Annotated in this window: 7 protein-coding genes and 1 pseudogene; 3 read left to right on the top strand and 5 right to left on the bottom strand. The window is 57.1% G+C overall.

Annotation, left to right across the window (positions count from 1 at the left end; genetic code table 11):
• Positions 1-135 precede the first annotated feature (135 nt).
• Together CJF39_RS18075 and CJF39_RS18070 are read left to right on the top strand one after the other, a co-directional pair.
• The gene (locus CJF39_RS18075) at positions 136-2,583 is read left to right on the top strand and encodes an acyl-CoA dehydrogenase (RefSeq protein WP_094994668.1); all 2,448 of its coding nucleotides are present in this window, start codon (positions 136-138) and stop codon (positions 2,581-2,583) included.
• Positions 2,584-2,645: 62 nt separating this feature from the next.
• Positions 2,646-3,062, top strand: coding sequence for a PA2817 family protein (locus CJF39_RS18070; RefSeq protein ID WP_094994667.1), 417 nt, complete (start codon positions 2,646-2,648; stop codon positions 3,060-3,062).
• A gap of 131 nt (positions 3,063-3,193) precedes the next feature.
• Here CJF39_RS18070 and CJF39_RS18065 read toward each other — a convergent pair whose 3' ends face one another.
• A complete protein-coding gene (locus CJF39_RS18065) occupies positions 3,194-4,150 on the bottom strand; it encodes a LysR family transcriptional regulator (RefSeq protein WP_094994701.1) in 957 nt (318 codons plus the stop codon).
• Positions 4,151-4,238: 88 nt separating this feature from the next.
• Here CJF39_RS18065 and CJF39_RS18060 point away from each other — a divergent pair.
• Positions 4,239-4,866, top strand: a pseudogene (locus CJF39_RS18060) (alanyl-tRNA editing protein).
• Positions 4,867-4,891: 25 nt separating this feature from the next.
• Here the strand turns inward: CJF39_RS18060 and CJF39_RS18055 are convergent.
• The 4 genes from CJF39_RS18055 to CJF39_RS18040 form a co-directional block, all read right to left on the bottom strand.
• Entirely contained in the window at positions 4,892-9,631 is a 4,740-nt protein-coding gene (locus CJF39_RS18055) for a dermonecrotic toxin domain-containing protein (RefSeq protein WP_094994666.1), read from the bottom strand.
• A gap of 121 nt (positions 9,632-9,752) precedes the next feature.
• The gene (locus tag CJF39_RS18050) at positions 9,753-10,583 is read right to left on the bottom strand and encodes a quaternary amine ABC transporter ATP-binding protein (RefSeq protein ID WP_094994665.1); all 831 of its coding nucleotides are present in this window, start codon (positions 10,581-10,583) and stop codon (positions 9,753-9,755) included.
• A complete protein-coding gene (locus CJF39_RS18045; RefSeq protein ID WP_094994664.1) occupies positions 10,580-11,431 on the bottom strand; it encodes an ABC transporter permease in 852 nt (283 codons plus the stop codon). Before CJF39_RS18045 ends, CJF39_RS18050 begins: the two co-directional genes overlap by 4 nt.
• Before the next feature lie 30 nt (positions 11,432-11,461).
• Positions 11,462-12,475 carry an ABC transporter substrate-binding protein gene (locus tag CJF39_RS18040; RefSeq protein ID WP_094994663.1) on the bottom strand — a complete coding sequence of 338 codons (1,014 nt, stop codon included), beginning with the start codon at positions 12,473-12,475 and terminating at the stop codon, positions 11,462-11,464.
• Between the last annotated feature and the right edge of the window lie 367 nt (positions 12,476-12,842).

The raw sequence follows: 12,842 nt of genomic DNA, 5'->3' as shown, positions 1-12,842 counted from the left end.
GATAGACGCTGCACGAGTCTAACCTCGCCGGACGAACTCCGCCTCCCGGGTGAGGTCACTATCCATAGCACCCCGAACACGACTTGCGACTAAGCTCTAACAGGTTCGCGCCACTGGTTTCACGGAGGATTAAATATGCTGTTGTTGTGGATTGTGGTTTTAATCGTAGGCGTCGCCTGGTTGGCGCACCGTCGCGTTGCCCCGCTGCCCGCCATGGGCATAGTCGCGGTCTATCTACTGGCTATGGGCCTGTTCAGCCACGCACCGGGCTGGCTGCTGGGGATCTTCTGGATTCTGCTGGCGGTACCGGCCGCGCTGTTGCTACTGCCTGACCTGCGGCGCAAGGTGTTCACCGCGCCACTGTTCAGTTGGTTCCAAAAAACCTTGCCGCCCATGTCGCAGACCGAACGCGACGCCATTGATGCAGGCACCGTGTGGTGGGATGGCGAACTTTTTAGCGGTCGTCCCGACTGGAATCAACTGCTGGCCTACCCCAAAGTCCAACTGACTGAGGAAGAACAAGCGTTCATCGACGGTCCCACCGAAGAACTGTGTGCCATGGTTTCGGACTGGGACATCGGCCAACGCATGGATTTACCCCCCGAAGCCTGGGCGCACATCAAGCAACACGGCTTCTTTGCACTGATCATTCCCAAAGCGTTCGGCGGTAAAGGCTTTTCGGCGTTTGCGCATTCGCAGGTCGCCATGAAACTCGCCACCCGCAGCGGCGACCTGGCGTCCACGGTGATGGTGCCCAACTCCCTCGGCCCGGCAGAATTGCTGCTGCACTACGGCACGGATGAACAGCGCAACCACTACCTGCCTCGTCTGGCCCGGGGTGACGACATCCCGTGCTTCGCCCTTACCGGCCCGCTTGCCGGATCGGATGCAGGCGCCATGCCCGATACCGGGATTATTTGCAAAGGCCAGTGGCAAGGCCAAGAGGTCATCGGCCTGCGTCTGAACTGGGAAAAACGCTACATCACACTCGGCCCGGTCGCCACGTTGTTGGGTTTGGCATTCAAGGCGCACGACCCTGACCACTTGTTGGGTGAGGAAGAAGACCTGGGCATCAGCCTCGCGTTGATTCCGACCGACACGCCGGGTGTCGAGATTGGCCGACGTCATCTGCCATTGGGCGCAGCGTTCATGAATGGCCCCAACGCTGGCAAAGACGTGTTCATTCCGCTGGACTATCTGATTGGCGGGCAGGAGATGCTCGGCAAGGGCTGGATGATGCTGATGAACTGCCTGTCGGTGGGCCGTTCGATTTCCCTCCCGGCGGTGGGCACAGGTGCTGCCAAGTTCACCAGTTTGGTCACTGGCCAATATGCCCAGGTGCGCGAACAGTTCAATGTGCCCCTCGCCGCGTTCGAAGGCATTCAGGAAGCGCTGGCCCGAATCGGCGGCAATGCCTGGTTGATGGACAGCGTCCGCATGCTGACGGCCAACGCCGTCGACTTGGGCGAGAAACCGTCTGTACTGTCGGCCATCCTCAAATACCATCTCACCGAGCGTGGCCGCGAATGCATCAGCCACGCCATGGACGTGCACGGCGGTAAAGGCATCATCATGGGCCCCAACAACTACTTGGGCCGCAGCTGGCAAGGTGCGCCGATCTTCATCACCGTGGAAGGCGCAAATATTTTGTCGCGCAACCTGATGATCTTCGGCCAGGGCGCCATTCGCTGCCATCCGTTTGTCTTAAAGGAAATGGCACTGGCCGGGCGCGAGGACCATGAACAGGCCCTGCACGAATTCGATGACCTGCTGCTCAAACATATCGGTTTTGCCGTCAGCAATGCTGCGAGCACCTTTGTGTTGAATCTGGGCCTGGGTCGCTTCGAACATGCACCGGGCAACACGTTGAGCCAAGGCTATTTCCGCGCCTTGAACCGCCAGGCCGCGGCGTTTGCGATGCTGGCCGACCTGAGCATGATGCTGCTGGGCGGCGAGCTAAAACGCCGCGAACGCCTGTCGGCGCGTCTGGGCGATGTGCTCAGCCATATGTACTTGGCTTCCGCGGCCCTCAAGCGCTATCACGACCTTGATTCACCGGAACATCTGAATCCGCTGTTTACCTGGGCCATGGAAGAAAGCCTGGGGCATGCCGAGCGGGCGCTGGATGAATTACTGAAAAACTTCCCGAGCCGCACGCTGGGTTTCCTCCTGCGCGGGGTGGTGTTCCCGTTTGGCCGACGTCACACCGGGCCCAGCGATGCGCTGGACGCCGAGGTGGCCGCCGTACTGGGACGCGCCAAGGGCGACCCGACGCTGGAAGCAGTACTTGCCGGGTGCTATCGCCCACAATCGGCCGATGATCCGGTCGGCGCGTTGCAACATGCCAGTGAACTGCTGGCCGCCGCCCAGCCGCTGTTCAAAACGCTTCATCAGGGTCTAAAAAGCGGGCACGTCAAACCGGCTGCGGGGGAGCATGCAATTGATGCCGCGCTCAGTGCTGGCGTGTTGCAACCGGCCGAAGCGCAAACCCTGCGCGATGCCGAGGCGGCACGGCGCAGGGTAATTGATGTTGATGATTTCTCGAAAGAGGAGCTCACTCACAGCGAGGGGAAAATTCGATAGCACGACAGCGGGCGCGCGGGGCTTTATACTCCCGCGCCCGTTTTGCTTTAGAGGACACCGCAATGGCCACCAACGATCTCAACCACAACCTCGTGTTGCTCGACATTCTGCGCAGCATTCTGGTTGCTGTCGGTGATGCCGAGCAGATCCCCGAAGAAAGCCACGCGTTGTTTATCGAACGTTTCGACGAAATGCGCAGCGCTTTGCCGGTCGACCCGATTGAAAGCCAGTACCTGGGCCAGGACATCATGTGCCAGGTGATCGAACGCTACCCGCAAATCGCCCACCTCGTGCCTCGCGACCTGCTGTGGTACTTCGGTGGTGCCTGCTTCAACTTCCTGTCCGATGAAGAACTGGACATGTACCAGGCGCTTGAAGAGCGCCGTCATGAGGCCGAAGAAAACGGTGAGCCGTTCGACTGGAATCAGGAAAAGCAGTTCATGGCATTGCCGACAGCCGAAGACAGCCCTCAACACTGATCGGCGCCACACAAGACACCAGACCCGCCCGGTTCCCCGCGCGGGTCTTTTTTTGCGTCGCCGTTTCAGGCCCCCTGCCACGGCGGGCGATGCGTTGACTCTGTTGAGCATCGCAACCTTGCGCAGCTTAGTCAGGGGTCGCGATCCAGGCGCGAGGCGGCTAGCGGTCGACTCGGTTCTTGTGCCAGCCGCTCAACCAGATAGTCGATGAACACGCGCAATTTCGGTGGCAAGTAGCGGGTCGGTTCGTACAGGAGCCACACCCCGCCGTGGTAGGACGCAATAAAGTCCCACTCGGGCAACACCTGAACAATGAGCCCCTGCTCAAGCGCCTCCCGCGCGGTGAAATACGGCAGGCTTCCAATCCCGATATGCTGCAACACGGCATCCAGCCGCACCCCCGTGTGATTGGCAGCGTAGCGCCCTTTTACGCCCACAACCGCTGCTTTGCTGCCCTGTTTGAACTTCCACCGCGCATCGGCCGGGGTCTCGCCCAGGCAGATACAACTGTGATGGCGAAGATCTTCAGGCTGTTGCGGGACGCCATGCTCGGCCAGATATTGTGGCGTTGCGCACAGCAGTTGCTCGATCACAAACAATTGCCGCCCTGCAAGGCCTGGCGCGGGCTGCTCTGTAACACGAAGGCTCAAGTCGACATTGCCATCAATCAAATCTACATACCGGTCTTCCAGCACCAACTGCACATCCACGTGCGGGAAGCGACGCAGGAACTCGGGCATATGCGGGTGAATCACGTAGCGGCCGATGGCCTTGGGGACGCTCACGCGTACCAGACCTTCCACCTCTTGGGTAAAACGTCCACTGACTTGCATGACCGACTGCGCCGCGCCCACTACATCCCGGCAACGCTTATACACCTCCTCGCCGCCATCGCTCAGGCGCAATTTACGGGTGGTGCGCTGCAATACGCGGATGGCCAGTGCCTTTTCCAGCCGGGCAATGCTGCGGCTCACAGCAGAGGGCGATGTACCCAGTTGGCGCGCTGCCTCAGAAAAGCTCCCGGCCTCAACCACCTTCACAAAAATCGCCATTTCAGCCAACAAAGACAACGGTAGATTGATGCTCACAACGCACAGGTCCATTGAAAATTGAAGGGATTATCACGCCAACGTGACGTCCTTATACTTCAAAAACACGTTTTTCAGGAACCTCGCCATGACCCCACGCCTGTTTTTTACCGAAGATGGCCTTACTGCTCAGGTCGAGGTGCTCAGTTGCGCCCCGTGTGACGATGGATTTGCGGTGGAGCTGAGTACGACGCCTTTCCACCCTCAGGGTGGCGGGCAGCCCAGCGACACGGGCTGGATCGGCGACAGCGAAGTGATCAAGGGTTTTCCATGGGCACGACACGTTGGTGCATGTCGTCAAAGCCGCCGTACAAACAGGGGAAAACCAAGCCCGCGTCGATGAAACACGGCGCCTTTTGAATACCCGCCTGCATTCGGCCGGTCATTTGATCGGCGTCTGTGGCGAACGCGCAGGCTGGATCCCAAGTAAAGCCCATCATTGGCCGGGTGAATGCCGGGTCAGCTTCGTGCCGGGCCAAGCCCCTCAGCCGCTGCAGGCGCAACAGGTCGAGGAGCAACTCCAGCAATGGATCGAAGCGGACTTGCCGCGGGTGACGCGCATGGAGGCCGAGCAACGTTTCATCGGCTTCGGCGAGCTGCCCGTCTACCCGTGCGCCGGCACCCATGTCAGCTCGTTGAAGCAATTAAAATCTGTCCCCATCCTGTCGATCAAAGAAAAGAAAGGCGTACTCACCGTTCGCTACACCATGGACTGAGGCGCCTGCGCGGCGCCCTGCCATGCTAGGGGATCGACAAAAACAAACGCTGAGCCAGTGCTGCATCGAGTTTGGCCCGGTAGACCTCGATGACCTCTTGGGACGTACCCGCCCTCGAATAAAGTGTCTGTTCGCTCAATCGACGCTGGGCTGCGGTTTTCAGGTGCGCCACATCGAACGCCGCGGCCGGCGTCTCAAGTGCTTTGTAATGAAAGTGCGCGTACCACAATGCGCGCCCGTCTGTGTCGTTGATGACGTATTCCTGCAAGTAGTCTTTGCGCTGCCCACGGGACAAAAACGTGCGCTCACCCAGGCGCCGAATGCTGATTTCTTTTTGAGTGTTCAAGTAATCCACATTAGGCCCCGTCGGTGGCAAACGCTTGATCATGCCCACGCGCAACGTTTTCCCGACCAAACGCAACCGTTTCGCCGCAGCCTTCAACTCCTCACTCAACGCCTGCGCGGCGCGCTGACGGGTGTCGGTCAGTATTTCGGGTTCAGCGCTGGAGTTCATCAAGATCACATCTATTTGAACGGCAACCTCATCGAGACTCTTGCCTTTAAATTCGAGGATCTCTTCGATTTCTACCGGGATTTTTGAAATGGCAGCGCTGGAGCGGCTGCTTTCAATCGCACCCTCGACTTTGGCGAGCAAGCGCCGAGCATCAGCCTCCAGTCGCGCCAGGTTTCTGGACTGAGTCGCTACCTGCACGCCAGGCCTCAACTGAGTGATTTCCTCCCAGGTTCCGCCTTCAACTTGCTTGTACGCATGAACCGTCATCCTTCCAAAGCCTTCGGTGACCTCGACGATGTCGCCGGAGGTGCCCTCGGCGGGGTCTCGCAAGGCGCCCACAAGCACTTGATGAGTCGTCGTTTCGATCACGTGTTGTGCAGGCCGGGACGGCTCCGCTTTTTTTCTTTGCTCAACGTGAGCCAGACGGCTAGGCCCCGGTCGGGGTTCTTCAAACTCAGACGATGAGCTTTCGGAGTCTCTGATGACTTTTTCCAGCTGGTTTTCAGCAAATTCTCTCAAGTGTCTGATCACCTGCATGATGGGCGCCAAATACTGGTTTCGAAAATGTTCAGACTCCAGACTCAGGAGATTCACGCACAAGCTTTCGGCCGCGTAGTAGTGCTCGATCGCCCGATCCAACAAGGCAATATGGTCTTTGCTAAATAGCTGATTTTCCATTCGCAAACTCAATTGCGCCCACGCCGTGTCGACCAGAGAAGCTTTAGCAAAAAAGCTGTAGGCATGCTGTTCTTCCGGGGACATGTTAACCCCTCCCCGCCGGATGACTAACTCGCACAAAGTCTCTAAATACACGGCAGACCAATGGCGATCGAAATACTCATGATCTTCTCTGCTCTTGAATTCCCGGAGTGCGCTGTCCTTGGGCAGGGGACGTGCATGAACATGGTTCAGGGCTTGTGCCTCTTCGACGGCGTTATGGAACAACTTCCCTTCAATCTCCTGGGCTTTTTCCAATTGCTCAACCCACTTTTCGTAAACATCGCTTGACCCGGCCTCCAGCTTTTTGACTACATCGATCAACTTCTCGAGAAAGTCCTCTTGAGAGTTATGGACAGGAAGAGCCTGGCGCACCTGTTCGTAAAAGTTTTGCAACTTGAAATGATTCAACGCCAACCTGATCCAATAGCCCTGGATTCTCTGCGCACGTGGTTCTGAAGGGGCAATACTTTCTGCCTTGGTCAACAGGTTAATCAGATCGTGGACCATGAGCCGCCAGCTTTCGAATTCCTGGTGGTAACGCTCCAGAAACACGGTCTTGCGTTCGGTTGCGCTTTCGAGCAAGCCTTGAGTCACACTCAGCACGCGCGCCTTTTCCTGAATGAGCCCTTTGAGGGTGTCAGCCTGGCGCGTTAACTCATCGACCTTTTTCTGCCTGTCCTCGCGCAGCTTCTTGATTCGCGCTTTAGGACCGCCACCCTTTAAGCCGAGGCGCAGATCCAGTGCCCAGCGCCCCGTTTCATCGCGCACCAGACGGGGACCCCAGCGATCGAGTTGACGCGCATCCTGAATTCTCAACCCCTGCGCATCACGCGCGACGGCATAGGTGCTGCTGGCAATGCGCACGTAAGACTGCCCTTGATGGGTCATGACCCCCGCTAACGCGCCGACCTCGATACGGGTGGCCTGCGACAGGTCGGTGTGCACTTCAAATGTTTCAAGCGCTTGGCGTTGCGCGGGGGTCAAACGCTGCTGACCACTGAACCAAGTCACTTCCAGCGCCGAATAGTCCTGCACAGCCGCCGGGCTCAGGTCAGGATTTCTGCGTGGCATCATCAGTGGCTCAATGGCCGGTTTGGGGGGCCGCGCAAACCCTTCTTCAAACCGCGAAAACAAGGGTTCATCCGCAGGCACATTGAGACGCCGCCGGTCGTTGGCTTGCCCCCTGAAACTCAACCCTTCTTGCAGCAACGCCAGACTGACGTTCATCAGCAAGTCGATGACAGATTCGCGCGCGGCTTCTTTATTAGCGCTCAGACGAGCATGCAAGGCGCCATCAATACTGAGCAAGGTTTGAAGTAACCAGCCCGCTTTTTGCAGCGGCCCGCTGACAAAGAAAGTAAGCCCGTTAAATAACGCCCAGCCTGCTTTTTTGACCAACAACCAGCGTCGCTCAGCGACCGTCACGGTTTGCTTGTCGGCCAGTAACATCAAGGCATTGGCATGAGCTGTAAACAAGACGTCGAAGTAATCGCCCACCACAGGTTGTGTACTCAATGCCGCGGGGCTGCGCGGTAACAGGGCAAGAAAGCCTTCGAGCAAGACACCTTCAAGATGGGGCCGGGCAAACCCTCCGTCAGCGTAAAAACCTCGCGCGTCGTCTTCCAGCCATTGCAGCACGCTGTAGTTCAGGTCTTCGGACTCAATGATGGCTGCCAATAGCGCCGGCCATGATTCAACCTGCAGTAAAGGCTCCGTTGCGAAGGGCTGGTAAAGGATAAAGGGACCCTTTTCGATATCACGCGGGCCGAGGATGAACATGTTGGCGACATAATGGGTCGGTGCGCCTTCGTACGCTATAAAGCCTAAAGGCCGTACACAAAAGTCACCTTTATCGAAGGTCGCGTTGCCATCGGGACGCATCAAACGCAGCAGAACCGCCCACCCATGCTCGGTCAACCCGGCTTCGCCCTTGATAAGCTTCTCCAGCGCGAACATGGGCAATTGAACACTTACTTGCGATTTGAATAGCACTTTGCGTCGCGCAACTTCCTGCGCGTCATCAACCAGCAAACGCTTGATCTGCGCAATGTACTGAGTACCGACATCCAGCTCGTCGACTAACTGTCGGGCGTAATCGGCGGTAAACCAGCCGGGCAAAACGGTGCCGTCGCGCCCTTCAACACCAATCAGCCCGATCGGCCAGCCCCCTCGATAGCTCAACACAAAGTCGATCAAAGACAGCCGGTCATCGGTAAAGATCGGCAATGTCAGCACCTCAACCCCCTGGTCATGAATTTCCACCCTGGAAATATCCACCCCCGAACGGGGGTGATCGATCTCAAGCCGTTTCTGGATCAGTTGCCCGGCATAGACCGGCAATGCTTCGATCTCATCAAGAAACGTTTTGCCCGCAGATTGTTGCTGAGACAGGGCTTGAGCAATGATCAGTTTGCTATAGGCCAATTGGTGCTGCGCAGACGCCTGCTTGAGCCACGAAGGCAGTTTGGTCATGACATGATCGAGCCAGGGGCGATCCTCCTGACTGAATAAAGGGAACATTCCCGCAGCGTCGTCCAGCTTGCGCTCCAGCCGCCAGGCGCTCCAGCGTTCAGCTTGTGCCGTTTGCCCAAGGTCACTCAAGTTGCGTAACTGTTGATCCAGCAGCGTGTAAGCCTGCGCGGTAAAAATATTTCCCTGGGGTTCGTTCAAGCCCCATGAAAACACCCGGCGCCCCAACTGGCCTTCCAGACGACGGGCGAGCCGTGTGCCGTAATCATGCAGCGACTCATATGCAAGGATGCCTGTGTTGAGGGAGTAGCTCATCACCAACTCGCGTTGATTCATCTGCCGCAAAACAAGCATTTCGCCCGGCGCTTGAAAGCGTTCAACCCCCGGCGCCTTAAGCGCCTGAATGTTGACCAGATAGGCATGCACAGGGGACTCTTCCGTGCCTTTTTGGCGCTGTTCACTGTCCGCAAAACTCGCCACCACCGCCAATGAGACAGCTTGATCATTGCTCAAGGCCGGTACGTGATGATTGTGAGCCAATGTTGAGCTAAGGCTTGTCTGCAGCACTTGGCTCAGCCACAGAATTGGCGAAACGCCAGTACTGCCTACGCTCCAAAACTGCGTCAAAGCGCATTGCCAGATTTCGGGCAACAAGGGTGCGCACTCATTGATAGCCGTTTGCAGGTCATCCATGTGCACCGCCAAGGGATGGGGATCGTATTCAGTGGTCTCATCCGTCAGTCGGTGCACCCCCTGGATCAGACTGATGGGGCGTTTATCGATGAAACACTGGACCAGCATGTCCACTGGGGACATCAATCGATAACGCTGGGGCGTTGTGCTTTGAGGTGATAGCAAGGCAGTCGCGATGGGCCAGGGTTCTGCGAGGTGCAGACTTGTGACATCAAGGCCAAGCCCCCCGTACTTTTCGGCCAGCGAATCGTTGAGTTGGGCAGCAAGCACGGTATAAAGCGTCGGGCGTGGCGGGAAATCCTGGGCATTAAAACTGCCCAGCACCTTGAAACGGGAGATTAAGCCGGGGGTTGAGGAGAAGGTCTTCATCGGGCGTCCATTGCATTGACGTGTTAAGGAAAGCCCAGCCCATCGAACCTGCATGGACCGGGCTTTTCTTTCATTAAACGCAATGCACCGCCTTCCTCTGCGGTAGCTGATTACCCCTGACTCACGCGTGCGTGCGACGCCGTTTTACAAAACGGTCCACGTAGTCATCGGCCGGCGCACGCAGAATGTCATCTGGGGTCCCGACCTGAATCAATTGCCCGTCCTTGAGAATGGCGATGCGATTGCCAATACGCAGCGCCTCGTCCAGGTCGTGGGTGATAAAGACGATGGTTTTTTTCAGCGACCGCTGCAACGCCAGTAACTGATCTTGCATTTCGGCCCGGATCAGTGGATCGAGGGCGCTGAATGCTTCGTCCATCAGAATAATGTCAGTATCGGTGGCCAGCGCCCGCGCCAGTCCTACACGTTGGCGCATGCCGCCTGACAATTGATGAATCATCGCCTGCTCGTAGCCCTTGAGCCCCACTACAGAGATCCAGTGCCGCGCCCGTTCATCCCATTGTGCCTTGCTCTCGCCGCGCACCTTGAGGCCGTAAGCCACGTTCTCAAGTACATTTCGATGAGGCAGCAAGCCGAAATTCTGAAACACCATGCTGATTCTATGGCGACGCAGGTGACGCAGCGCTGGCATGTCGAGATGAAGAATATCTTCGCCATCCACCAAAACCTGCCCGCTTGAGGGGTCGATCAACCGATTGAGGTGACGAACCAGCGTCGACTTGCCCGAGCCGGACAGGCCCATGATGACAAACACCTCCCCCGCCTGGATCGACAGCGACAAATCATTGATGCCCACTACGCAGCCGGTCTCGGCCAGGACTTGCTCCTTACTCATCCCGGCCCGAAGAAGGGCAAGCACTTCTTTCTCACGTTTGCCAAACACTTTGAACACATGCCGGACTTCAATTTTATTCACGCCCGCTAGGCTCATTTACGTTCTCCCTGCCGGGGGCGCCCGTAGGCCTGAGTGATGCGGTCAATCACCACGGCGAGAATCACAATGGCCAGTCCTGCCTCCAGTCCTTTGCCGACGTTGAGGGTCTGAATGCCCACCAGAACATCTTCGCCCAATCCCCTCGCGCCAATCATGGAGGCGATCACCACCATCGACAACGCCATCATGGTGGTCTGATTGATCCCGGCCATGATGCTGGGCAAGGCCAGCGGCAACTGCACGCCAAACAGTTGCTGCCACGGGGTGGCACCAAAGGCATTGATTGCCTCCATAACTTCGCGATCCACTTGGCGCAGGCCCAAATCGGTGAGGCGGATCAACGGCGGGACTGCATAAATGACGGTGGCAAAAATGGCCGGTACTTTGCCCAGACCGAACAGCATCAGCACCGGGATCAGGTACACGAAGCTCGGCAGGGTTTGCATGATGTCGAGCAACGGCATCATCACCGCTCGCAGACGATTATTGCGCGCGGCAAGAATGCCCAAGGGAATACCGACGAGCACCGAAATCACAGTGGCCACCATCATCAGCGCCAGGGTTTGCATCAGCTTGTCCCACAGCCCTACTGCACCGACCAAAAACAGCAAGCCGACAATCAACAGCGTACTGAAAACTTTGCGAGTGGCATGCCAGGCAATGGCTCCGACAATGGCCAGCATGAGCCACCACGGCGTCAGGCGCAGCAGGTGTTCAAGGTTGATAATGGCCCACAGCAATGTGTCAGAGATATTGCGAAATACATCCCCATAATTGCTTACCAGCGCATCGACCCCGTTGTTAACCCAGCCGGCGATGGAGAACGTCAGATTTTCAGGAAACATGCACGGCTCTTGTTCTGAGAAATAGACGGCTTATAGCGCCGATTTAACCTTCTGCGCGGCTTCAGGGGTTACCCAACGCTCCCAGATCTGCGGCTGTTCACGCAGGAACGCCTCGGCGGCCTTGCGCGGTTCGGTTCGTTTTTCACTCATCTGCGCCAGTGTCTGATTCAGCAGGTCGATCGGTAAGTCGACTTTCTCATAGAACTGAACCAACTGCGGGTACTGGGATTTGAAGGGCGCAGAAACGCCAATTGCCAATTTTGCAGGCAGTGAACGTGTGCCCTTGGGGTTCGGATCGTTGGCGTCGGTCAGGGTTTTCCAAGCTTCGGCATCAAAGGGCGGCTCTTCCAGCTTGATCAACGGGTAGCGGCCGATCAAGGGGGTCGGGGACCAGTAGTAGAACAGCACCGGCTTCCCGCGCTTGATCGAAGAGCTAATTTCGGCATCCAGCGCAGCCCCGGAACCCGTACGGAAATTCACAAAATCGCTCTCCAGCCCGTAGGCTTTGAGTTTTTGACTGTTAACGGTTTCAGACGTCCAACCACTGGGGCTATTGAGAAAGCGTCCGCGGCTCGGGTCTTCCTGATCGCGGAAAACGTCTTTGTAGCGCGCCAGATCGCTGACGGATTTCAGCTCGGGCGCCAAAGGCTTGATGCCTTTTTCCGGATCACCCTTGATCACGTATTCAGGCACCCACCACCCTTCGCTGGCATTTTTCACAATATCGCCAAGGCCAAAGACCTTGCCTTCAGCTTCGGCCTTGACCCACACGGGGCTGCGCCCGGCCCACTCTTCGCCGATCACTTGGATATCATTTTTGGCCAAGGCGGCTTCAAGGCTGACCGTGCTGCCTGGCAATGTGTCAGTGCTGACGCCGTAGCCCTTTTCGGTGAGCTGGCGCAGCACCTCAGTGATAAAACTGCCGCTTTCCCACGTGAGATCAGCGAAGTGAACCGGTGTAGCCTGGCTTTGTGCCGACACGGGTTGTGTCATGATTCCAAACGCCAGAAGCGGGACACTGAGCCACTTTTTCAGATTGTTCATACAGATTCTCTTGTTGTGTGGTGTCGGCGTAATCGGAGCGCTATTGGCTTTGAACAACGAAGTTGACGCAAGGTTCAGGTCAGTACTGACTGAACAGGGGGATATGTCCAACATTAGCAGTCATACCGTCCAGCGGGAGGTGACGCTTAAATATGTGAACACTTATTTGACTGTTATGAGGGTGCGCCCCTCACTGGTTCGGCAGCGCCCCATAAATCGCAGGCACAAAAAAAGCAGCCCGCGGGCTGCTTTTCTGTGTTTTTTGAAACTGCGTTGCTCCAAAAAACAAAATTTGGAGCGGGAAACGAGACTCGAACTCGCGACCCCGACCTTGGCAAGGTCGTGCTCTACCAACTGAGCTATTCCC

The organism is Pseudomonas lundensis, from assembly GCF_002269125.1.
In the GTDB taxonomy this organism is placed as follows: Bacteria; Pseudomonadota; Gammaproteobacteria; order Pseudomonadales; family Pseudomonadaceae; genus Aquipseudomonas; species Aquipseudomonas lundensis_A.
Note: the sequence above shows the minus strand (reverse complement) of the source record. Positions and strands in the feature narration are given on the sequence as shown.

What these genes read in the sequence shown, in the direction of transcription:
- CJF39_RS18075 (WP_094994668.1), top strand. Translation starts at nt 136, where the DNA reads ATGCTGTTGTTGTGGATTGTGGTTTTAATCGTAGGCGTCGCCTGGTTG.
- CJF39_RS18070 (WP_094994667.1), top strand. Translation starts at nt 2,646, where the DNA reads ATGGCCACCAACGATCTCAACCACAACCTCGTGTTGCTCGACATTCTG.
- CJF39_RS18055 (WP_094994666.1), bottom strand. Translation starts at nt 9,631, where the DNA reads ATGAAGACCTTCTCCTCAACCCCCGGCTTAATCTCCCGTTTCAAGGTG.
- CJF39_RS18050 (WP_094994665.1), bottom strand. Translation starts at nt 10,583, where the DNA reads ATGAGCCTAGCGGGCGTGAATAAAATTGAAGTCCGGCATGTGTTCAAA.
- CJF39_RS18045 (WP_094994664.1), bottom strand. Translation starts at nt 11,431, where the DNA reads ATGTTTCCTGAAAATCTGACGTTCTCCATCGCCGGCTGGGTTAACAAC.
- CJF39_RS18040 (WP_094994663.1), bottom strand. Translation starts at nt 12,475, where the DNA reads ATGAACAATCTGAAAAAGTGGCTCAGTGTCCCGCTTCTGGCGTTTGGA.